The organism is Kribbella sp. NPDC051770, assembly GCF_040681455.1.
In the GTDB taxonomy this organism is placed as follows: domain Bacteria; phylum Actinomycetota; class Actinomycetes; order Propionibacteriales; family Kribbellaceae; genus Kribbella.
In genome coordinates this window covers 25,197-48,102 of sequence record NZ_JBFAYT010000012.1, presented here as the reverse complement: position 1 = coordinate 48,102, position 22,906 = coordinate 25,197, and the positions used below count along the sequence as shown (strand labels likewise).

Genomic DNA, 22,906 nt, shown 5'->3' with positions numbered 1-22,906 from the left:
CGTTAGGCTGGACGTGTTCTGTTCCCGTACGGAAGTGTCCTGATGACTGTCGAGTCGTTGTTCCCGCGCCTGGAGCCGGTGCTGCCGGGTGTGCAGAAGCCGATCCAGTACGTCGGTGGTGAGCTGAACTCGGTCAGTAAGGACTGGGACACGGCGAGTGTGCGCTGGGCGCTGATGTACCCGGACGCCTACGAGGTCGCGCTGCCGAACCAGGGCGTGCAGATCCTGTACGAGGTGCTGAACGAGCGCGAGCACATCCTCGCTGAGCGGACCTACTCGGTCTGGCCGGACATGGAAGCGGTGATGCGGGAGCACCAGATCCCTCAGTTCACGCTGGACAGCCACCGGCCGGTGCGGGCGTTCGACGTGTTCGGGCTGTCGTTCTCCACCGAGCTCGGGTACACGAACATGCTGACCGCGCTCGACCTGGCCGGCATCCCCCTGTACGCCGTCGACCGCACCGAGGACGACCCGATCGTGCTGGCCGGCGGCCACGCCGCGTTCAACCCCGAGCCGATCGCGGACTTCATCGACGCGGCGGTGCTCGGCGACGGTGAGGAGATCGTGCTCGCGGTCTCCGAGGTGATCCGGGAGTGGAAGGACGAGGGCAGGCCGGGCGGCCGCGACGAGGTGCTGCTGCGGCTGGCCAAGTCCGGCGGCGTCTACATCCCGAAGTTCTTCACCGTCGAGTACCTGCCCGACGGCCGGATCCAGCGCGTCGCCCCGAACAAGCCGGGCGTGCCGTGGCGGACGGCGAAGCACACGGTGATGGACCTCGACGCCTGGCCGTACCCGAAGAAGCCGCTGGTCCCGCTCGCCGAGACCGTGCACGAGCGCTACTCGGTGGAGATCTTCCGCGGCTGCACGCGCGGCTGCCGATTCTGCCAGGCCGGGATGATCACCCGCCCGGTCCGCGAACGCAGCATCACCACGATCGGCGACATGGTCGAGAACGGGCTCAAGCAGTCCGGGTTCGAGGAGGTCGGGCTGCTCAGCCTGAGCTCGGCCGACCACAGCGAGATCGCGGACGTCGCCAAGGGTCTCGGCGACCGGTACGAGGGCTCGAACGTCTCGCTGTCGTTGCCTTCGACAAGGGTCGACGCGTTCAACATCACGCTGGCCAACGAGTTCTCCCGCAACGGCCGGCGCAGCGGTCTGACCTTCGCCCCCGAGGGCGGCTCGGACCGGATGCGCAAGGTGATCAACAAGATGGTCAGCGAGGAGGACCTGATCCGCACTGTCGCGGCGGCGTACAGCCACGGCTGGCGGCAGGTGAAGCTGTACTTCATGTGCGGCCTCCCGACCGAGACCGACGAGGACGTCCTCGCGATCGCGGACCTGGCCAAGCGGGTGATCGCGACCGGCCGCGAGGTCTCCGGGCGCAACGACATCCGCTGCACGGTGTCGATCGGCGGGTTCGTGCCGAAGCCGCACACCCCGTTCCAGTGGGCCTCGCAGCTCGGCGTCGAGGAGACCGACGCCCGGCTGGCCAAGCTCGGCGCGGCGATCCGGTCGGACAAGAAGTACGCGAAGGCGATCGGTTTCCGGTACCACGACGGCAAGCCCGGCATCATCGAGGGCCTGCTGTCGCGCGGCGACCGCCGGGTCGGCCGGATCATCGAGGCGGTCTGGCGCGACGGCGGCCGCTTCGACGGGTGGAGCGAGCACTTCTCGTACGAGCGCTGGCTGGACTGCGCCGACAAGGCGCTGGCCGGCGAGCCGGTCGACCTGGCCTGGTTCACCACGCGTGAACGCGAGTACGCCGAGGTGCTGCCCTGGGACCACCTGGACTCCGGCCTGGACCGCGACTGGCTGTGGGAGGACTGGCAGGACGCGCTCGAGGAGGACGGCGCGATCGAGGTCGAGGACTGCCGCTGGACCCCGTGCTTCGACTGCGGCGTCTGCCCGCAGATGGGTACCGAGATCCAGATCGGCCCCACGGGCAAGAAGCTGCTCCCGCTGTCAGTCGTGTAGGCGGTAGATCGTCTCGCTGAGCGTCAGCTGCTCGGCGCTCGCCAGCACCAACCCGTCGATGGTCGCAGGATCCACGTACGGGTTGGGGATCCCGACCGTCCGCATCCCGGCCGCGGCCGCCGCCGCGACCCCGTGCGGGGTGTCCTCAACGGCCAGCGCAGCGCGGCCGGCCAGCGGCGCCCCCTCACCCACCCCCTCGCCGAGCCGGGCCAGCGCGAGCTCGTACACCGCCGGATCCGGCTTGTGCGCCTCGACCTCGTCCCCGGTCGCCACCACATCGAACAGCTCCACCGCGTCCACCCGCTCCAGGTGCCCCACCACCCACGGCCGCGCCGAGCTGCTCGCGATCCCAACGCGCAACCCCAGTTCCCGGGCCTCCAGCAACCACTCCCGAATCCCCGGCCGGAAATCCATCGACGCATGCAGCCGATCCCGATGCGCGGTCCGCCGCGCATGACTCGCCGTACGGTCGAACCCCGGCACCAGCGCCGCCAGCCGCTCGTACCGCGACTCGCTCATGTCACCTCCGTGCCCCGGCCAGAAATCGTCCGCGAGATCGAGCGACAACCCGTGGTACGCCCACTCCGCCTGCCAGCTCTCGACCATCGTCGTCTCGGTGTCCATCAGCAGCCCGTCGAAGTCGAACACCACCGCCTCGATGTCGACGTCGGTCAGCAACCGCAGCCCCAACCGATGGATCTCGCGCGCCGTCAGCCCACACTGCGCCAGATAAGCCCGTACCCCGCCGTACCGCGAATCCACATGCTCCAGCGTCGCCAGAATCGTCGAAGGCAACGACCGCCACACCACCCCCGCCGCCTCCCGCTCGTCAGCAGGCAGCGCCGCGATCCGCTCCAACGTCCCCAACTTCGCCTCACTCAATGCGAAGTCAGCAGCGATGACCTCCCGCGGTACGCCGGCCAACTCCTGCAGCAACGCGACCAGCAACCCGGTCCGATCCTTCCCCGACCGGCAGTGCACCACCACCGGCACCCCCAAAGACACCGCCGCGACAGCCCGACAGACCTGCAGGATCTGCCCCACGTTCCGATCGAGACTCCCGCGATAGATGTCGGCCATCAACGGCTCGTCCTCAGCCACCCGCAGCTTGTCCGCCACCGGATCGATCCAGGGAATCCGCCGATACATCGCGGACCCGTCCAGCGGGTGCGGCTCGGTCATCTCCCAGTCCGACCGCAGATCCAGCACCAACCCAGCACCAACCGCCCGAAACGCCGCCCACCCGTCCGCATCCAACCGATGCAACGAGTCGCTCCGAATCAGCCCCGCCACAGTCGTCCCGCCGTACCGCGTCGGCAACCCGGCGAGATCCCGGGTGTTGAGGCATCCGCTCCAGCTGAGATCTGTCACCCCTCAAAGGCTATGACACCGCCGAGAGGACCCCTCTCTCGGCGGTGCGGCAGGATCACCGGCGTTCGGCGATCACCAGTTGGAACTTCTCGAACGTCAGGTGGACCGTGTTGTGCGAAGCGTCGACCGTGCCCAACGACGCCCCGGTGAACGGGTCGGTCAGGCGATACCGCCCCCGCCCGAGCCCACGCAGCTCGACCGTGCCGTCCCAGGTGTCGGCGTAGAAGGCGTAGTGGAGCGTCGAGTCCTTGGACACGACATGCGCTTCGGGCTTGTCGAAGCCGATGTCGTACAGGTCGCCGCGGTACTCACCTGTGGGCAGCATGTGCTCCTTGTAGAGTGCGACCCATTTCTTCCAGAGGACCTCCTTCTCCGGCGTGAGCACGTTTCCGCGTCCGGGTCGTGTGCCCTCGGGGTCGCTCGGGTAGGTGAACTTGGTCGAGAGGACCGCGCCGACGCCGTAGCTGGAGGCGAAGTCGTTGCGGCCGTCGCTGAGCTCGACGTGGTCGCCGGCGTAGCTGCTGCCGTGGCCCATCAGGGCCTTCATCGTCTTGCCCTTGTGCCGGACCTGGTACGACGACGTCGGGTCGGAGGCCGGGTACTGGTCGACACCGGGCAGGTTGTGGAACGCGAACGCCGTACCGCACGGGCAGAGCTCGACGACGGCGTTGCGGTTCACCCGGTGCACGGCCTCGTGGATCGCCTTCCAGAACGTCGCGACCCCCTCGACCGACTCCTCCGGGCGCGCGTGCTTGTGCGCCGGGTTGTAGCAGGGCGCGACGGCGTTCAGGTGCTGGCCGTCGATCTTGAGACCTTCGTAGCCCCAGCTGCCGATGAAGCGCTTAGCCTGAGAAACGAAGTAGTCGACGGTCGGCCGGTACGCCGGGCAGAGCGTCCAGGCATCCCACCACGTCACCTGCTGCTTGTTGCCCTCGGCATCGAGTAGCAGCATGTCCGGGCGCTCGGCGAAGAGGTTGCTGTCCGGGTCGGCGGCCAGCGGCGCCCACCACAGCCTCGGCCGCAGCCCGGCGTCCCGGATCTCCCGGGTGAACGCCCGCATGTCCGCCTCACCGCGCGGGAACTTGGCCAGGTTGATGTCCCAGTCGCCCTCGTTGGTCTGCCAGCCGTCGTCGAGACCGGCCCACTTCAGCCCGACCTCGCGGACCTTCGGCAGCGTCCCGAGCACCTGCTCCACGGTGAAGTTGCGCTCGTAACCCCACGCGCACCAGATCGGCTCGTACGCCGTGCCGGCGACCTTCGGCGCCCGCAACCCGACGTCGCTCATGTAGTCCCGGTACCGCTGCAGCGGCACGAAGTGGTCGCGCCGGTGCGCGGTCAGGAACGTCGTGTCGGTGGTCAGGTGCTGCCCCGGCCGCAGCGTCCGCGGGGTGTCGCCCTCGATCGCGAGGCTCGCGCCGTCGGTGGTCTTGCGGACCGGCATCCGCAGGATCCGCGCCCGCGGCTCCAGGTGACCCACCGACAGCCCGGCGCCGAGCCGCCACACCGAGGCCATCGGCGTACCGCCGCCGTAGTCGGAGGCGTCCATGCCGAGCGAGTTCGCCTGGAAGAAGTCGTCGGTGACCGGCTGCACCCAGTCGCGCCGGTCTTCGTGCGTGCTGCCGGAGAAGGTGTAGAACCCACCGGGCTTCTGCAGCAACTCGTGCGCGCCGCTGCGCCAGCCGGCGACGTCAACCGAGCGGTGGGACTTGTTGGTGTACGTCACCTGCATCACGGTCATCCCGGGCAACCGTTCGTACGACGTCAGCTCGACCGTCTTCCGGACGCCTTGCGCGGAGTCGCCGTCGACGGTGACCTGGAGGCCGGCGCCGTGCCGCGGATGGCGGATCTTGCGGGTCTTCCGCCCGCGGTAGCGGAAGTCCTCGACGGCCGTTCCGTCCTTCAGCAGCAGGGATTCGCTGGCGTCGAAGCGGGTGACGGTGGACCCCAGGACGGTGACCCGGCTGTGCAGCCGGTCGTCGAGCTCCAGGGTGATGGACGGGTCGCCGACGCCGAGGAAGCCGGGGCCGGGGTGGTGGGGCGCGGGCGTCGCGCTCGCGCTCTCGGTCAGGGTCGGAAGGGCTGCCAGTCCGGCGCCCCCCAGGGCTATTTTCAGTACTGTTCGCCGCAACATGACCAGAAAAGTATGAATGCAAACAACTCTGGTCAAGAGCGAGCATCAAGTGCGCAACACATTGCGCACTCGTGCACCCCCTGCTCAGACAGCGAAAACCTGGACTCCGGCCTGCCGCAGCGCGGCCAGCTGCTCGGGCTGAGCGCCCCGATCGGTCACCACGTCGGTGACGCCCGAGAGCAGGCTGATCCGCGCGAACGTGACCCTCCCGATTTTGGTGCTATCGGCAACTACCACGCTGCGCCGGGCCCTGCTCAGGAAGGCCAGATCGGTCTGCGCCTCCATCTCGTCGTACGTCGTGCAGCCCTCCTCCGGTGTCAGCCCGTCGACGCCGATGAAGGCCAGATCGAGGTGGTAGTTCGACAGCATCGCCTCGGCCGCCGGCCCGACCAGCTCGTACGAAGGCCGCGCGATCCCACCGACCACCACGAGCCGGATTCCCGCGTGCCCAGCCAGCTCGGCGGCGATGTTGATCGCGTTCGTCACCACGGTGATCCCGCGCCGTTCGGACAGCGCGCGGGCGAGCTCGAGCACCGTGGTGCCGCCGGTCATCCCGACCACCGCGCCGTCGGCGATCAGCGCCGCCGCGGCCCGGCCGATGGTGCGTTTCTCGCGCTGGTGCAGCGCCGCCTTGACCCGCGTCGGCACCTCGTCGCCGGCCGAGTTGGCGGTGGCGCCGCCGTGGGTCCGGACCAGCAGCTGGCTGCGGCTCAGCGACTGCAGGTCGCGACGGATCGTCGCTCCCGAGACGCCCAGGGCGGCGGCCAGTTCCGCGACGTCCACCCGGCCCCGTTCCCCGACCTGGTCGAGGATCGAGCTCAATCGTTCTGCCTTGCGCACGACCGGCACTGTAGCAACCTCCGCTTGAGCAACTTTTGCGCACTTGATCATTTTTCTGCGCATGCATTCGAATTCCTTGACCATTTTTGATCACGGAACTACGTTCTCGTCAAATTCAAGCGCTGGGATGCGCAGATGCGCGTCGGCCGCTACCCCGTGGAGAAACCATGCTGAGGATCAAACGCCGGACCGGAACACCGATCGGCACGTCGCGACGGACTGCTCTGGTGGCGGGTCTCACCGGGTTGGCCGTCGTACTCGCGGCCTGTGGTGGCGGTGGCGGCGACAGCAAGGCCAGTGGCGGCTCGACCGAGACCAGCGGCGTGACGATCACCGTCGCGCTCGCCTCGGACCCGCCGCCGAAGGCCGCGCTCGCCGACTTCACCCAGCAGACCGGCATCACGGTGAACTGGGTGAACCTCGACTGGGACAGCCTGCAGAACAAGATCTCCGCGGCCGCCACCGCGAACACCTACTTCGCCGACGCCACCAACGTGGACTGGTCGCGGGTCGGGCAGCTCGGCAAGCTCGGCTGGTACTACCCGATGGGCGACTACGTAGACACCAAGTCGATGGAGGCCGACGTCCCGCAGCTCGCGTCGTTCGTCAGCGACGGCAAGGTGGTCGGCATCCCGTACGACGCCTCGTTCATGGTGACCACGGTGAACACCGAGATGTTCACCAAGGCCGGCGCGAACCCGGCGCCGAAGACCATCGACGAGTACACCGCGGCGCTGAAGGCGATCAAGGCCAAGGGCATCGTGGAGCACCCGCTGAACATCCCGTTCGCCGCGGCCGAGGGGCTGTCGACGTACTGGTACGAGACCACCGGCGCGTTCGGCGGATCGGTGCTGGACAAGGACGGCAAGCCGCAGTTCACCACGCCCGACTCGGCCGGCTGGAAGGCCGCCCAGTGGATGGTGGACGCGCTGAAGACCGGCCTGGTCCCGCCGGGCAACATCAACGTCACCGACTCCCAGGGCCAGCAGACGCTGATGGCCAAGGGCGTCGTCGCGAGCACCTTCTCCGACTACTCCGGAACCGTCGGGACCCTCTACGGCATCAAGGACTCGTCCTCGGTGGTCGGCAAGGTCAAGTACATCCCGACCCCCGGAGCCACCGGCCCGGCCGCGAACCTGAGCAACCCCGACGGGATCGGCATCCCGAAGAAGGCCAAGTACCCGAACGCGGCCGCGAAGTTCATCGAGTGGTTCACCGCCACCGAGCAGCAGGCCGACTTCTCCGGCGTGAACGGCCCGGACAAGACGATGCCGGGCTACCCGATGCCGTCGCACCTGTCCGCGGTGAAACAGCTGACCGCCAAGGGCAGCCTGATCGGCGGCTCCGACCTCGAGCCGATGCTGCAGGGGTCGAAGCCGGTCTTCGAGGGCGGTGCGCCGTCGTGGTACCCGAAGTTCTCCAACGCCGTCTACACCAACCTGCACGCCGCCGCGACCGGTTCGCTGTCGGTCGAGCAAGCGATGAAGGCGATCGGTGACACCGCGACCGAGCTGGCGTCCGGGTCGTGAGCTCGCCGACCACGCACCCGGAGGCGACAGCGGACCGGCCGCCGTCGCCTCCGGGCCGGCCCGCGCCGGGCGTGACCCCGGTACGCCGCTCGCGCGTCGACCTGCTGCCGTACCTGCTGATCGCGCCGGTGATGGTCTTCATCGCGCTGCTGGCGCTGGTCCCGGCGGTGACGACGGTCGTGCAGTCGTTCTTCCGGGTCGACGCGCTCGACCCGCCGACCCGCTTCGACGGGTTCGGCAACTTCGTCCGGCTGGCCGGTGACAAGGCCGTCCAGGGCAGCATCGGCAACACCGTGTTCTACGTCGTGGTCGGCGTCGTGCTGTCGACGCTGATCGGGATCGGCGCGGCCGTCGTGCTGCAGAAGCCGTTCCGCGGCCGCAGCCTGGTGATCGCCGTACTGATCCTGCCGTGGGCGCTGCCCGGGGCGGTCGGTGGCGTGCTGTGGACCGGGATCTTCGACCCGAACGCCGGGCTGATCAACAGCGTGTTGTCGTCGCTGCACCTCGGCGACGGCGACGCCGTCCTGCTCGGGCAGAACCGGCTGCTCACGATCACGCTGATCGAGCTCGTCCAGGTCTGGCAGATCGCGCCGTTGTCGGTGCTGCTGATCCTGGCCGTGCTGCAGCTGATCCCGGACGAGCTCTACGAGGCCGCGCAGATCGACGGCTGTACGCCGTGGACGGCGTTCCTGCGGATCACGCTCCCGCTGGCCCGGCCAGGGATCGCGGTGACCATGGTGCAGGCCGTGATCGCGACGCTGAACGTCTTCGACCAGCCGTACGTCCTGAACGGCGCGGCGAACACCGGAGCCTCGATCACCATGCAGACCTACTTCATCAGTTTCCAGGATCTCGACTTCGGTGGAGGCTACGCGTTGTCGCTGCTGATCACGATCGTCACGCTGGTCATCTCGCTGCTGGTGATCCGCCTGGTCTACCGCCGGGTGGAGCTGTGAAGCGCCGGACCCGCGGCCTGCGCGGGTTCGGGGTCGCGATGATCCTGCTCTGGTCGCTGGTGCCGATCTACTGGGCGATCAAGACCAGCCTGCAGACCGAGGCCGACGCCCGGGCGAAGCCGGCGCACTACCTGCCGACCGGCGCGACGCTGAAGAACTACACCGCGCTGCTCGGTGGCGACGGCGACGTACCGGCGCAGATCAGGCGGTCCGCGGTCAACATCGTCGTCGAGTGCGGTGCGGCGACCGTCCTGACCGTGCTGCTGGCGACGCTGGCGGCGTACGCGTTCGCGCGGATGCACTTCCGCGGCAAGACGGTGCTGTTCTACGCCGTGATAGCGACGATGGCGTTCCCGGCGTACACGACGCTGATCCCGCTGTACCGGATCATGAGCACCTTCGGCCTGGTCAACACCTACACCGGGATCGTGCTCGTCTACGTCTCCGGATTCCTGCCGTTGGCCACGTGGATCCTGCACAACTACTTCGCGAGCCTGCCGAGCGGGATCGAGGAGGCCGGTCTGGTCGACGGCGCGCACCGGCTCCAGGTGCTCTGGCATCTGCTGCTGCCGCTGGCGCGGCCGGGCATCATCTCGACCGCGCTGATCACGTTCCTGTTCGCCTGGGGACAGTTCCTGTTCCCGCTGGTCCTGTCCAGCGACCTGTCCACCCAGCCGCTGACCGTGGTGATCGCCTCGCTGCAGGGCCGGCACGTGGTGCCGTCGACGCTGCTGAACGCCGCCGGCGTGCTGGCGATCGTCGTACCGGCGGTGCTGGCGCTCGCCTTCAACCGCTACATCGTCAACGGCCTGCTGGCCGGCAGCACCAAGTGACTTGTCTGAGAGGAACCCTGAGTGAGTGAGAACTCGATCGTCCTGATCGGCGCGGGGAGCACGGTGTTCACACCGGGGCTGATGACCGATCTGGCGTCGTGCCGTACGTTCGGCGGCTGGACCGTGCACCTGGTCGACCTGAACGGTGAAGCCGCCGAGACGATGGCCCGGGTCGGCCGCCGGATCGCGGCCGAACGCGGTGCCGACCTGCGGTTCGTTCCGCACGTCGACCGCCGCGAGGCGCTGCCCGGGGCCCGGTTCGTGACCACCACGATCGCGGTCGGTGCCGCGGCGGGCTGGCGGGCCGACGTGGAGGTGCCGGCCCGGTACGGGATCGCGCAGACGGTCGGCGACAGCGTCGGTCCGGGCGGCGTGCTGCGAGCGCTGCGGCACGTCCCGGAGCTGGTCGCGATCGCCGAGGACGTCGCCGACCTGGCGCCGGAGGCGCAGCTGATCAACTACTCGAACCCGTTGACCGCCAACGTCCGCGCGATCACGGCGCGGACCGGAGTCAAGGCGGTCGGGCTCTGCCACGGCACCATGCACACGTTGTCGAAGCTGACCGCCGATCTCGCCGTACCGGCGGGGGAGGTGCACGCCGTCTTCGCGGGACTGAACCACCTCTGCTGGCTGCTCGACCTGCGCCGCGGTGCCGAGGACCTGTACCCGCTGCTGCGCAAGACCGTCGCCGAGCGCGCCGGCGGCGCGGACGCTCCGTCCACGCGGGAGGAGGGTGTGCACCTGCCGGTCTCGGCGGACCTGATGAACACCTTCGGCCTGTACGCCGCCCCGGGGGACCGGCACGTCGCCGAGTTCTTCGGGCACTACCTCCGAGCGCGCGACGGCGGACCCGCCGACGAGAAGGACCTGCCGTGGGGTCTGCAGGGCGGGCGCGACGCGACGATGGAGTACATCGGCGAGAAGGACGATCTCTGGGAGCTGCTGCACGCGCAGGCGGACGGTACGGCGCCGCTGCCGCAGACCGACAACCAGGAGGCCGAGCGGCTGGTGGCGATCGCCGAGGCGCTGGTCACCGGCCGGGATCACGTCGAACTGGCCGTGAACCTGCCGAACCAGGGCAAGATCAGCAACCTGCCGCCAGATGCCGTCGTGGAGGTCCCGGCCGTCGTGGGGGCCGCGGGGATCACGGGGCTCGGCGTCGGCGCGTTGCCTGACGGCATCGCCGCCGTACTGACCGCGCGGGCGCAGCAGCAGGAGATCACCGTGCAGGCCGCGCTGACGGGGGACCGGGCGCTCGCCGTACAGGCGCTGGTGCTCGACCCGCTGGTCAACGGGCTGGAGATCGCGACGAACATCCTCGACGACGCGATCGAGGCGCACGGCGGCACGATGGAGCGCTTCGCATGACCGTCGACGAGCTCGCCACCCATCGTGAAGTGTTCCAGCAGCCAGGTGTCTGGCGAGAAGCTGCCGCACTGCTGGCCGATCGCCGCGACGAAGTGGACGCGTTCCTCGCGCCGCTGCTGGCCCGGCCCGATCTTCGGATCGTGCTGACCGGTGCCGGTACGTCGGCCTTCGCCGGTGAGGTTCTGGCCCCTGCCTTGACCCGAGCGCTGCGGCGGCGGGTGGACGCGGTCGCGACCACTGACATCGTCTCGAACCCGCGTGAGGTGTTCGCCGAGCAGGTGCCGACGCTGCTGGTCTCGTTCGCGCGCTCCGGTGACAGCCCGGAGAGCGTCGCTGCGACGCAGTTGGCGACGACCTGTCTGGAATCGGTGCACCAGCTGGTGATCACTTGCAACGCCGACGGACGGCTCGCTCGGGAGCACGACGAGTCGGCCACGTCGTTCGTCCTGCTGATGCCTCCGGCAACGAACGACCGGGGGTTCGCGATGACGTCGAGCTTCACCTCGATGCTGCTCACCGCCTGGCTCGCGCTCGCGCCAGGGCAGGACGCCGATCTCGCCGACCGCCTCGCGGTGGGCGCCGAGCAGGTGCTGAGCCGGGCCGACGACGTCGCCAAGCTGACTGCCGGCGGGTACGACCGGGTGGTCTATCTCGGCAGCGGTCCGTTGGGCGGTCTGGCGCGGGAGTCCGCGCTCAAGCTGCTCGAACTCACCGCGGGGGAGGTGGTCAGCTACTACGACACCGCGCTCGGGTTCCGGCACGGGCCGAAGGCGGTGCTGCGGGCGGGCACGCTCGCCGTCGTCTACCTGTCCAACGACGCGTACACGCGGCAGTACGACCTCGACATCGCTGCCGAGCTGCGGACCGCGATCGGGGCCGAGAACGTGCTGGTGGTCAGCGCCGGCGAGTCACCCGACGCGTGGCAGCTCGACGGGCTGGCCGGTGTCGACGACGCAGCGCTGGCCCTGCCGTTCGTGGTGATCGCGCAGCTGCTCGCGCTGCGGTTCTCGCTGAGGCTGGGGCGGACGCCGGACAACCCGTTCCCGGACGGCGAGGTGAACCGCGTCGTCGAGGGCGTAACGATCCACCCGCTGCCGCGATGACGGTCTACCTCGGAGTCGACGGTGGTGGTTCCGGTACGGCGCTGTGCCTGCTCTCCGGCGACGGCGAGCTGCTCGCGTCGACGGAGGCACCCAGCTGCTACTACCTGGACGCCGCCGACGGCGAAGGTGTCGGGCTCGTCCGCCGGGTGCTGGTCGAAGCGGTCCCGACGGTCTGCGCGGCCGCGGGGATCGAGCCGGGCGACATCACTTCGGCGTTCTTCGGGCTTCCGGCGTACGGCGAAGTGAGCGCGGACCTCCCCGAGCTCGACGCGGCACCGCGCGCCGCGCTCGGGCACGACCGGTACAGCTGCGGCAACGACATGATCTGCGGCTGGGCGGGTTCGCTCGCGCTGGCCGACGGGATCAACGTGATCAGCGGTACCGGCTCGATGACCTACGGCCGGCGCGGTGACCACGGGATCCGGGTCGGCGGTTGGGGCGAGCTGTTCGGCGACGAAGGATCGGGCTACTGGATCGGGATCGAGGGCCTGCGGGCGTTCGCGCAGATGAGCGACGGGCGACGGCCGGCCGGCCCGCTGCTCGGCGTACTGCGGGAGCACCTCGGGCTCACCGCCGACCTCGACCTGGTCGACGTCGTGCTGAACCGGTGGCGGGGGAGCCGGCGGGCGATCGCGGCGCTGTCGCGTCCCGTCGTCCAGGCGGCGCGGCTCGGCGACGAGGCCGCGGCCGGGATCGTCCGGACCGCGGCGGCCGAGCTCGTCCGCCTGGTCGAGGCCACGCGGACGGGTCTCGGGTTTCCTGTTGACGCGAAGGTGCCGGTGTCCTACTCGGGCGGCGTGCTGACCGCGCCGGAGGTGCTCGGCCAGTTCACCCGGGCGCTCGGCGACGGCTACGACCTCCGGACGCCGGTGCACAGCCCGGTGATCGGCGCCGCCCTGTACGCCGCGCTAGCTGACCACGCCGCCGAGGGACTCGTAGTCGCGCCAGCTCGTCCCGTCCCAGGCTCGGTGGTACATCGCGTGATCAGTCCCGACGACGAACACGTCGAGCAACCCAGGCCCGCGCGACACCACTGAACCCGCCGGCCGCGGACGCGCGACGGGCGCCTCGACCTCCACCAACCACCCAGCCAACGCCGCAGCATTCATCCGCAGGATTTCCGCCGCCAGCGGCCAGTTGAGTGTGCTCAGCGTGTCCGCGGCCGAGTGGATGTTCCCGTTGGCGCTGTCCGCGCCCTCGATCGTCAGCAGGGCGGGCATCCCGGCGTTGATGAACGGCACGTGGTCGCTCGCGAACGGGTTGAGCGAGGTCTCCACCTTCAACCCGGTGTACGTCGCCGCGGCGGTGGTCAGGTCGGTCATCAGCGCCGACGACACGGACGCGCCCTCGAGCAGCACCGTCGGTGTCGCGGTGTTCTTGGACGCGATCATGTCCATGTTGAGCACCGCGCGCACCCGCGCCCGCTCGGCGGCGGGCAGCGCGGCGACGTACTGCTTGCTGCCGTGCAGCCCCTGCTCCTCGCCGCCGAACAGGATCAGCCGTACGTCGTGCTGCCAGGTCCGCGTCGCCAGCACGCGTCCCAGCTCCAGTACGCCGGCCGAGCCGCTGCCGTTGTCGTCGGCGCCGGGCGCTGACGCGGCCGGGCCGCCGGACTGGTTGATCGAGTCCAGGTGCGCCGTGATCAGCACCAGCGAGCGCGGGCCCGGGCCGGCGCCTGGACGGTCGCCGACCAGGTTCTCCGAGTGGCCGGCGCCGACCGTGATCGGCAGCCGGGTCGTCGTGTAGCCGAGGGCAACCATCTTCGCGGCGGCGAAGTCGACGGCCTGCGTGTACGTCGTACTCAGCGATTGCCGGGTCGGCAGGTTCGCGAGCCAGGTCAGGTCGGTCTGGTACGCCGCGAGGGAGAGGTCGGCGAGCAGGTCGGTGACGGTCCGCTCGACCCGTTGCGCCCCGAGGGGAGGGACGTCGACGACGACCCCGGGACGCAACGGTTCGACGCGCCAGTGGTGGTTCGACCTCCGGCGCGGCTTGTCGGCGGCGGAGATCACCAGCTGACGGCCGTGATCGAGCAGCGGCACCACGTCGGGGTGGTCGTCCTGGAACGACCGCCCGACCTGGGTCACCAGCAGCAGGCCGGGTACGGTCCGCGAGGCGCGGCCGAGCCGCTGCGCGGCGGCGCACCACAGGATGGTGCGGTCGCCGAGCCGGGCGGCCCGCTGCGCGTCCGCGGCCTCGGCCGCCGGTACGACGAGGTAACGCACGGGTTCACTCACGACATCCCCCCAAAACAACAGTGACCAACTCACTGCCAGACGAGTTCGAGCCGGTCGGCGGTGACCTCGACGACGAGCGCCGAGCCGGTCGCACCCCGGGCGACCACGCCCGACGGCTCCCACTGGCCCAGGTGCTCCTCGGGCGCGTCCCCGCGACCGATCAGGCGCTCGACGAAGGTCCCGTCGGCGCGGAACTCCACCCCCCGCCGGCCACGGGCCGGCGGGAAGGCGAAGTCGTCGCGGCGGTAGACGCTGATCCCGTCGTGGTCCTCCTCGAAGGAGTGCGTCCACCGCCCGAGCAGCGGCTCGGTGCTCAGGTCGGCACCACCTCCGCGATCGTTGCCTTCGGCATCATCGCGGGCGCGGCGTCCGGTGCCGGGGCGGGCAGCGTCACCTTGAAGTCGCTGATGATCCCGCCGAGCGGTTCGTACCCGGTGACCGACGGTCTCCAGGCCGATCCGTCCCACCACTTGTGGTAGAGCCCGCCGTCGGTGCCGACCACGAACACGTCCAGCCGGTCGCTGTCCCACGCGGTCACCCGCGGGTCGTCGACGCAGATCCCGCCCAGGTACTCGAAACCGGACCACGCCGTCCCGTCGTACCACTGGTGGTAGAGCGCCGAGTCCGTGCCGAGCACGAACACGTCCAGCCGGTCCTCGCCCCACGAGACCGCCGTCGGGGCGCTGGCGCAGATCCCGCCGAGCGACGCCCAGCCCGACCACGCCGTACCGTTCCAGGACTGGTGGTAGAGCGCGGAATCGGTGCCGAGCACGAACAGGTCGATCCGGTCCGGGCCCCACGAGACCACGGTCGGTGGGCTGGTGCAGATCCCGCCGAGCGACTCGAAGCCCGACCAGGCCGAGCCGTCCCACCACTTGTGCCAGACCGCGTTGTCGGTGCCGAGCACGAAGACGTCGAGCCGGTTCTCACCCCAGGACACGACCTGCGGCGGGCTCATGCAGATGCCGCCGAGGTACTCGTAGCCGGTGACCGACGGTCCCCAGGCCGATCCGTCCCACCACTTGTGGTAGATCGCGCGGTCGGTGCCGAGCACGAACAGGTCCAGCCGGTCCGGTCCCCAGGTGGCGACCCGCGGCGGGCTCATGCAGATCCCGCCGAGCGCCTCGTACCCGGTGGCCGACGGTCCCCAGGCCGACCCGTTCCACCACTTGTGGTAGACGCCGTGGTCCGTGCCGAGGACGAACGCGTCCAGCCGGTCGGGTCCCCAGGACGCCACTTCCGGAGCACTCATGCAGACACCACCCATGTACTCGTACCCGCCGACCGACGGTCCCCAGGCCGATCCGTCCCACCACTTGTGGTACATCGCCCGGTCGGTGCCGAGCACGAACGCGTCCAGCCGGTCGCTGCCCCACGACACCACCGGCCCGGCCGGCGTCGGCGCGCCGGCTTCGGCGTACGACGAGATCAGGTCGGTCCGGACGGTGTCCAGGCAGGCCTCCATCCGGGCCACCTGGTCGTTGCTGAACATCACCATGCCGCGGTCGTCGGTGTAGTCCATGTAGTTCACGAACAGGTCGCCGTTCGGCCCGTTGCTGCACGACACCTTCGGGAACGCCGGTACGCCGAAGTTCGGGCCGCCCTGGTTCGGGGTGTCGGCGACCTCGTCGCTGCCGGAGCAGCCCGAGCCGTCGTCGCCCCAGATGTGGAACAGGTTCAGGTAGTGGCCGATCTCGTGCGTCGTGGTCCGGCCGAGGTCGAACGGCGCCGCCGCCGTACCGGTGGTGCCGAACCCGCTGTGCAGGATGACGACGCCGTCGGTGTCGGCCGGTCCGCCCGGGAACTGGGCGTAGCCGAGCAGGCCGCCGCTGAGCTGCGCGACCCAGACGTTCAGGTACCGGTCGGTCGGCCACGGGTCGACACCGCCGGTCGCCGACGACTTGATCTGGTCGTCGTGGGTGAACGAGGTCTTGCTGGTCTGCGTCCGGGTGACGCCGGTGGTCGGGTTGCCGCTCGGGTCCTCGGTGGCCAGGAAGAACTCGATCCGCGCGTCGGCGACGAGCCCGGTGAACGGCGCCGGGACGAACCCGAGATCGGTGTTGGTCGCGCGGAAGTCGCGGTTCAGGACGTCGATCTGGCTGTCGATCTGGGCCTGCGAGACGTTCTGCACCGGCGTGTTCCAGACCACGTGCACGACCACCGGGATCTTCGCGACGCCCGTGAAACGGTGCTGGCGGGCCACGTACTGCGTCGTCGCGTTCTCCAGGGCCGACCGTGCGGCGGCGTACGACGGATCGCTGGACAGCAGCCGTCGGTGCACGTCCATGACGCCGCAGTTGCGCCGCGAAGGCCGCTCGACGTCACCGCCGGACCCGCTGTTGGTACCGCCCATCCCGCCGCTTCCGCTGGGCCCGCTCGACATGCCGCCGGGCATCCCACCGGCTCCGCCGGAGCTGGATGCTCCCGGCATCCCCGGTCCGGACGCGGGCCCGCTCGTGCTGCCGGGGCCGGCCGCCCCAGGCATCCCGGCACCGCCACCCTCACCCGCGACCTCGCCCGGCATGCTCATCCGCGCGGCGCCGGTGGTCCCGTTGTGGTGCGGCTCGCCGGGCATCCCCGGCATCCGGTCGGGATCGTTCCCGTGGATCTTGTCCGCTCTCCCGTTGGCCTTTCTCGGCATTGCTCCCCCTAGGTGCACAGGGGCGACAGGCAGGACGGCACCCGCCACCGCGCTCCCCGAGCGCGCACCGACGGTCCCGGACCAACGACGCTTCCCAGATCCCCCAGACCCACGCATCAGCTGAAGCCGGGCTCTGACCCGGCCTCCCCTACGGACAGGCGGCCCCCACGTCACTGTCCGTTTCTCACCATGCGCCGTACGCCCGTACAGCACAAGACCTCAGCGCCTGGTAACCAGATTCACCGAAACCCCAGCAAACGTTGGAGAATTGCTTGAAACCTCAAGGGGGAGGTCGCCCGATGCGCCGTGAACTGTCCGTCCCGTTCGAGACCCGTGGTGAGCGTGGCCTGGTCAACGTCCGCGTCGTGGCCAACGACGACCCGTGGGCGTCGGGGCACCAGCTGGTCGTGCCCGACCTGGACGCCGAGACGTTCCGCGGCTTCCCGATCTGTACGGCGACGCTGCGGTACCACGGTCAGGGCCTGAACGCGGTGATGGGCTGGATCCAGGTGGTCACCCGCAGCTTCGACGCGTCCACGACCGTCGACGCTCTCCCGTACTTCGCCGGCGCCGCGCCGTTCTCCGGCTACGGCCACCTGCCGACGTTCTTCGACGCCCCCGCGAACCCCGACCACCCAGACGGTGTCTGGACCGCGACCACGTTCCTCACCGTCGTGCCCGACGTGATCCGCACCCACCACGTCGTCCCGGTCGCCGCGTTCACCTGGGGCTACCGCCTGGTCGGCGGCCACCCGTCGACCCTCGACCCCGAACGCCGCGACCACACCGACTGGTCCGGGCACCGCGGGGTTCTCGAACGCGACTACCCCAACTGGACGTTCAGCTGAGTTCGCGCTCGAACGCGACGCGGTGATCGCTGGCCCGGAACCCGAGTTTCGCGTTCACCGCGATCATCGGCGCGTTCTCCGGCGCGTTCCAGGTATGCACCACCGCCGGCTGCTCCAACGACGCCTGCAAGGCCTTCAAGTTAGGAATCTTGACCGCAATCCCCAACCCACGCCCACGATGCTCACGCCGTACGAAGGTGTCGTTCTGGAACAACCGCTCCGGCGCCGCCCGGTTCCCACTCATCTGCGTGTACGCCGCCAGCCGCCCGTCCGCGTCGACCGCCACGGTCGTCTGCGTGAACCGCCCCTGCTCGACCCGCCACGCCTCCCGCGCGGCGAGCCGCTCCGGCGTCCACACCTGCACCTCGACGCTCCGATCGCCGTGCGGCACGTCGCGGCTCATCGTCGTGTACGCGTCGGCGAACTCCGCCAGCCACGCGTCCGGCGTCAGGTCCGTCCACTGCACCAGCTCGTACCCCGGGACCGCGCGCTCGAGCCCGACGATCACCGACTCGTCCAGCGGCAGCTCGATCACCTGATGCAGCTCGGTGTGCTTCTGCACGAACCCGCGCGCCTCCGCGAACGCCGTACCGGAGCTCGCACCCGTCGCTGCCTTCGCGATCACCGAGCCGGTCAGCAACGTCCGCCCGTCGGCGTGCGCCCGCTTGATGACCTCCTCCAGCAGGCGTGAGGCGACGCCCTGCCGGCGGAACCGCGGATCGACCGCGATCTCGACGTCGAGGGCGTGCGTGTTCTCGCTGAGCCACCAGTCGAGCCAGACCATCCCGAGCCAGGTGTCGCCGTCGACGAGGCCGAGCCCGTTCGACCGCTCGTCCGGGCTGTCCGCGGTGAACAATCCGCGCGCCTCGGGCATCGCGAGCCCGACCGGGAACTCCTGCTCGGTACGGCGTACCTGGTCCCGGACGGCGAAGAACTTCTCGAACACGACCGGGTCGCGCCCGTCCACCTCGACGATCTGCATCCGCCGACCTTATGCGGGTCGGTTGGCGGCCCGCGCATGCTTTTTCGCCGCGGACGAAACGAATGCGGTCCAGGCCGGACATGTGTGGGATGTAGGCCGACCCCGAAGGAGCACCGCGTGCGCAAGAGACCCTGGACGATCCTGCTGGCCGCTCTGATGCTGCTGACCCTCACTCCGATCGCGGCCGAATCTGCTCCGCCCCCGGAGCGGTCGATCACTCTGATCACCGGCGACAAGGTCGTGCTCAGGGCCGGCGACCAGCTCTCGGTCGTGCGGGCGTCCGGCCGGGAGAAGATCGGCTACGAGAGCCGCCGCACCGCCGGCGGCTGGACAGTCATCCCGTACGACGTCCGCTCAGCCGTCGAGTCGGGCCGCTTGGATCGGCGCCTGTTCGACATCGACCTGCTCCTCCGCGACGGCTACGACGACGCGGCCCGCGCCGACATCCCGCTGATCATCACCGGCGCTTCCCGTCAGGCGACGAGCTCCGGCACCGCACTGTCCGTCCTGAAGGAGAACGCCGCAGACTTCCTCGAGCGGCACCTCAGCCGCGACAGCCGTCCCCCTCGATCGGTTGACGATCCGAGCGGCCTCCGGGCGGGCGGCGTGAAGATCTGGCTGGACGGCAAACTCCACCCCTCGCTCGACCACAGCGTCCCGCAGATCGGCGCCCCCGCCGCCTGGCAGGCCGGCTACACCGGCAAGGGCATCACCGTCGCCGTCCTCGACACCGGCATCGACGCCACCCACCCCGACCTCACCGGTCAGGTCGTCGCCGCCAAGAACTTCACCACCGACCCATCCGCCGACGTCGTAGGCCACGGCACCCACGTCGCCTCGACCATCGCCGGCAAGGGCGCGGCTCCGGTCGCCGACCTCCGAGCCGGCAAGGGTGCCGCTCCGATCGCCGACCTCCCGGCCGCGAAGGGGGTCGCCCCCGATGCCAAGCTGCTCGACGGCAAGGTCTGCGACGACTTCGGCGGCTGCGCCGAGTCCGACGTCCTGGCCGGCATCGACTGGGCGGTCGCCCAGAAAGCCAAGGTCGTCAACCTCAGCCTCGGCGGCTCCAGCCTGGAAGGCGGCCTCCTCGACCAGGCCGTCAACCGCCTCACCCAGCAGACCGGCATCCTCTTCGTAGTTACTGCAGGCAACAACGGCCGCACCGTCGAGTCACCCGGTACGGCGGCCGCCGCCCTCACCGTCGGCGCCGTCGACCGCGACGAGAACCTCGCCGGTTTCTCCGCCCCCGGCCCGGTCGCCGCCGGCGCGGTCAAGCCCGACGTCACCGCCCCCGGCGTCGGCATCGTCGCCGCCCGCTCGTCCGCTTCCCACCCGCAGGACCCGGTCGGCGACCGCCACGCCCGGATGTCCGGCACCTCCATGGCCACCCCGCACGTGTCCGGCGCCGCCGCTCTGCTCGCTCAGCAACACCCCACCTGGAAAGCGGCAGAGCTCAAGGCGACCCTGACCTCGACCGCCCGCGCCAACCCCGCGCTCACGCCGTACCAGCAGGGTTCCGGCCGCATCGACGTCACCCGAGCGATCACCCAAACCGTCGTCGCGACAACGACAAGCGTCTCCTTCGGCACCACCGCCTGGCCCCACACCGACGACAAGCCAGTCACCAAGCAAGTCAGCTTCCAGAACCTCAGCGCCATCCCGGTGACCCTTGACCTGACCGCCACCCTCAAGCAGGGCACCGCCCCAGCCCCACTGACCCTGAGCACCAACCACCTGACCCTTCCCGCCAACGGCCAAGCCGCAGTCCAACTCACCTCCAACACCAACCACCAAGGCCCCGACGGCCTCTACACCGGAACCCTCACCGCCACCACAGGCACCCAGAAGCTCACTGTCCCCCTGGTCGCCGACAAGGAAGTCGAGAGCTACAACCTCACCCTCACCACCCTCGGCCCCGACGGCAAACCTCTCCCCGCCGCCCAGGTCTACGCAGGCCTCGTTGACCTGAACACTCTCGAAAGCCGCGACCCAGGCCGAGTCCCCAAGGGCAGCTACGCCCTCGACGTCACCGCCTTCGGACCGGCCGGCGAGCACTACCGCATGGTCCAGCCCGCGCTCACCGTCGACCGCGACCTGCACCTCACGGTCGACCTCCGCAAAGCCAAGCCGGTCAAGCTCACCGTCCCGCGCGCCGACGCCCGCACCTTCGTCGTCTTCTTCGGCTACGAGATCCGCAGCCCATCAGGCGCCAAGGCCCTCACCTTCAACCTCCAACCCGAAGGCGACAAGCTCTACCTCGGCCGCCTGGGCAATCCCACGGCACCCGACCGCTTCCAGAGCTTCGTCTCCTCGTACGTCGGCAAGCTCGCCGCCGATGGCTCACTCACCGGTACGCCGTACTTGTACGGCCTGGTCGACACCCGCCGAGGCCAGTTCTTCGACGGCCTCCAGCGCCGTATCTTCACCGACCGCCAACTGGCCCACGTCGTCACCCGCTACCAGGGCACGGGGGAGTCGAACTGGGCCCTCGTCGGCCGCCGCCCAGGCGTCGACACCCTCCCGATCGCCGCGCCGGTGCAGCTGCCGTCGACCGTTCACCAGTTCCTCGAACCCGACACCGACTGGCAACAGATGCTCGGCGAAACCCAGCGCGATCCCCGCCAGTACAAGGCCGGTACGACGACGTACGAGACCCTGACGACCGGGGAGCGGTGATAACCTCGAAACCGCAGGCGCGGGTTCCGACCCGGTCGTAGGGCGCAACGGCAGATCCGCCGAAAGGGCAAGGCCCACCTACGTCACCACCGAGAGGGAGCGCCATGCCCAAGCTGGAAACCTACAAGAAGCAGGCCAAACTGCTCGTCCGCCGGCACCGCGAGGGAAACCACTCGATCGGCGGCCGAATCCGCCAGCTCGACCGTTACCGCGAGTTGCCGGACCGCGAGGCCCTCGCGCTGAAGTTTCCGCTCACCGAAGCCCAGGAGATCATCGCCCTCGAAGCAGGCTTCGCCACCTGGGCCGAACTCAAGGCAAGCACCGAGACGGCATCGCCCGCCGGTAAGCGGACTGGATCGCCGGACTCGACCGGGGCGCCGCGCCGGCAGGCAATGGCCCCGCCGACCAGCGCGCCGCCAGCGGCTCCGGCTGCCGGCGAGCGAATGGCTGCCACACCCACGGGCGAGCGAATGGCTGCCACACCCACGGGCAAGCGAATGGCTGCCACACCCACGGGCGAGCGGGTGGCTGGCATACCCTCCAGCGAGCGGCTCGCCGCCGCACCGTCCAGTGAGCGGCTGGCTGCCTCGCCGACCAGTGAGCGGCTGGCTGCCGTACTCTCCAGTAAGCAGCCGATGGCCTCGCTCGCCGGTGAGCAGCCAGCGGCTCCGCCCACCGGGAAGCAGCCCGAGGATCGGCCTGCCGGCGAGCAGTCGGAGGATCGGCCTGCCGGCAAGCAGGGGGCGGATCGGCCCACGGCCGAGCAGCCAGCGGTCCCGCCCGCCAGCGAGCAGCCGGAGGATCCGCCCGCCGCCCAGAAGCCGGCGGCTCCGCACACGGCAGCCGCAAGTGCCAACCCGGTGCTGTTCGTCGCCGACGTCGAGGCGTCGGCGACGTACTACCGAGACCTACTCGGCTTCCGGATCGACTTCCTGCACGGCAAGCCGCCGTTCTACGGCTCGGTCTCCCGCGACGGCGCGACGCTGCACCTGAAGTTCGTACACGAACCGGTGTTCGCGCCCGGTGTCGCGGAGCGGGAGGGGCTGATCATGGCGTTCGTCGAGACACCGTCCGTCCGCGACCTCTACGCCGAGTACCTGGCCGCCGGTGCTGAGATCGTGCAGAAGCTGACCAAGCAGCTCTGGGGCGGCACCGACTTCATCGTGCGCGACCCGGACGGGAACGCGATCGCGTTCGTCGGCCTTGCCCGCCCCCTGCCTCTTCCTTGTTGAGTTTACAAGCGGAGGCGGCGGGATCGGCGGGGTTGTCCACAGGTTCAGTGGTGCGGTCGCAGGGCCCGGTTGGCGGCGGGTTCTGCGATGGCGGCATCCGCACACACTTGAAGCGCACCTCTGCACACGGAACGGGTGTGCGGGGTAGACCCCGAGCAGCCGGACCTCGACCGAGGCGGTGGGATCGG

The 22,906-nt window shown here is 69.8% G+C and carries 16 protein-coding genes and 1 pseudogene; 10 read left to right on the top strand and 7 right to left on the bottom strand.

Annotated features, from left to right (window positions below; genetic code table 11):
- The first annotated feature begins 42 nt into the window (after positions 1-42).
- Positions 43-1,974: a TIGR03960 family B12-binding radical SAM protein gene (locus AB0M01_RS31835; protein WP_363676104.1), complete on the top strand. Its 1,932-nt coding sequence runs from the start codon at positions 43-45 to the stop codon at positions 1,972-1,974.
- Here the strand turns inward: AB0M01_RS31835 and AB0M01_RS31830 are convergent.
- The 3 genes from AB0M01_RS31830 to AB0M01_RS31820 form a co-directional block, all read right to left on the bottom strand.
- A complete protein-coding gene (locus AB0M01_RS31830; protein WP_363676102.1) occupies positions 1,963-3,345 on the bottom strand; it encodes an HAD-IA family hydrolase in 1,383 nt (460 codons plus the stop codon). The two genes, AB0M01_RS31835 and AB0M01_RS31830, sit on opposite strands and share 12 nt — an antisense overlap.
- Positions 3,346-3,400: 55 nt before the next feature.
- Positions 3,401-5,476, bottom strand: a complete 2,076-nt coding sequence (locus AB0M01_RS31825; protein WP_363676100.1) for a glycoside hydrolase family 36 protein — start codon at positions 5,474-5,476, stop codon at positions 3,401-3,403.
- Positions 5,477-5,560: 84 nt separating this feature from the next.
- Positions 5,561-6,316 (bottom strand): DeoR/GlpR family DNA-binding transcription regulator, encoded by a 756-nt coding sequence (locus tag AB0M01_RS31820; protein ID WP_363676098.1) that lies wholly within the window; start codon positions 6,314-6,316, stop codon positions 5,561-5,563.
- Positions 6,317-6,483: 167 nt separating this feature from the next.
- On the opposite strand from AB0M01_RS31820, the gene AB0M01_RS31815 reads away from it, so the two are divergent.
- The 6 genes from AB0M01_RS31815 to AB0M01_RS31790 are packed head-to-tail and all read left to right on the top strand — an operon-like array spanning position 6,484 to position 13,142.
- Complete coding sequence (locus AB0M01_RS31815) at positions 6,484-7,845, top strand: sugar ABC transporter substrate-binding protein (RefSeq protein WP_363676096.1); 1,362 nt, start codon at positions 6,484-6,486, stop codon at positions 7,843-7,845.
- A complete protein-coding gene (locus AB0M01_RS31810) occupies positions 7,842-8,801 on the top strand; it encodes a sugar ABC transporter permease (RefSeq protein ID WP_363676094.1) in 960 nt (319 codons plus the stop codon). The genes AB0M01_RS31815 and AB0M01_RS31810 overlap by 4 nt, the downstream gene beginning before the upstream one ends.
- Positions 8,798-9,634, top strand: a complete 837-nt coding sequence (locus AB0M01_RS31805) for a carbohydrate ABC transporter permease (RefSeq protein WP_363676092.1) — start codon at positions 8,798-8,800, stop codon at positions 9,632-9,634. The genes AB0M01_RS31810 and AB0M01_RS31805 overlap by 4 nt, the downstream gene beginning before the upstream one ends.
- 21 nt (positions 9,635-9,655) lie before the next feature.
- Complete coding sequence (locus AB0M01_RS31800; RefSeq protein WP_363676090.1) at positions 9,656-11,002, top strand: hypothetical protein; 1,347 nt, start codon at positions 9,656-9,658, stop codon at positions 11,000-11,002.
- The gene (locus tag AB0M01_RS31795) at positions 10,999-12,105 is read left to right on the top strand and encodes an SIS domain-containing protein (protein ID WP_363676088.1); all 1,107 of its coding nucleotides are present in this window, start codon (positions 10,999-11,001) and stop codon (positions 12,103-12,105) included. Before AB0M01_RS31800 ends, AB0M01_RS31795 begins: the two co-directional genes overlap by 4 nt.
- The gene (locus tag AB0M01_RS31790; RefSeq protein ID WP_363676086.1) at positions 12,102-13,142 is read left to right on the top strand and encodes a BadF/BadG/BcrA/BcrD ATPase family protein; all 1,041 of its coding nucleotides are present in this window, start codon (positions 12,102-12,104) and stop codon (positions 13,140-13,142) included. The genes AB0M01_RS31795 and AB0M01_RS31790 overlap by 4 nt, the downstream gene beginning before the upstream one ends.
- Before the next feature lie 72 nt (positions 13,143-13,214).
- Here the strand turns inward: AB0M01_RS31790 and AB0M01_RS31785 are convergent.
- The 3 genes and pseudogenes from AB0M01_RS31785 to AB0M01_RS31775 all read right to left on the bottom strand — a co-directional run.
- Positions 13,215-13,865, bottom strand: a pseudogene (locus AB0M01_RS31785) (M28 family metallopeptidase); the annotation flags it as partial.
- A gap of 503 nt (positions 13,866-14,368) precedes the next feature.
- Positions 14,369-14,539 carry a hypothetical protein gene (locus AB0M01_RS31780; RefSeq protein WP_363676084.1) on the bottom strand — a complete coding sequence of 57 codons (171 nt, stop codon included), beginning with the start codon at positions 14,537-14,539 and terminating at the stop codon, positions 14,369-14,371.
- A 113-nt stretch (positions 14,540-14,652) separates the two neighbouring features.
- Positions 14,653-16,980 (bottom strand): M43 family zinc metalloprotease, encoded by a 2,328-nt coding sequence (locus AB0M01_RS31775; RefSeq protein ID WP_363676082.1) that lies wholly within the window; start codon positions 16,978-16,980, stop codon positions 14,653-14,655.
- Between the two features lie 299 nt (positions 16,981-17,279).
- On the opposite strand from AB0M01_RS31775, the gene AB0M01_RS31770 reads away from it, so the two are divergent.
- The gene (locus tag AB0M01_RS31770; protein ID WP_363676080.1) at positions 17,280-17,828 is read left to right on the top strand and encodes a hypothetical protein; all 549 of its coding nucleotides are present in this window, start codon (positions 17,280-17,282) and stop codon (positions 17,826-17,828) included.
- Here the strand turns inward: AB0M01_RS31770 and AB0M01_RS31765 are convergent.
- Positions 17,821-18,810, bottom strand: coding sequence for a GNAT family N-acetyltransferase (locus AB0M01_RS31765; protein ID WP_363676078.1), 990 nt, complete (start codon positions 18,808-18,810; stop codon positions 17,821-17,823). The genes AB0M01_RS31770 and AB0M01_RS31765 overlap by 8 nt on opposite strands.
- Before the next feature lie 117 nt (positions 18,811-18,927).
- Between AB0M01_RS31765 and AB0M01_RS31760 the strand changes: the two genes are divergently transcribed.
- Both AB0M01_RS31760 and AB0M01_RS31755 read left to right on the top strand, forming a co-directional pair.
- On the top strand, positions 18,928-21,486 hold the full coding sequence (locus tag AB0M01_RS31760) for a S8 family peptidase (RefSeq protein ID WP_363676076.1): 2,559 nt from the start codon (positions 18,928-18,930) through the stop codon (positions 21,484-21,486).
- A gap of 104 nt (positions 21,487-21,590) precedes the next feature.
- Complete coding sequence (locus AB0M01_RS31755) at positions 21,591-22,718, top strand: glyoxalase superfamily protein (RefSeq protein WP_363676074.1); 1,128 nt, start codon at positions 21,591-21,593, stop codon at positions 22,716-22,718.
- The last annotated feature ends 188 nt before the right edge of the window (positions 22,719-22,906 follow it).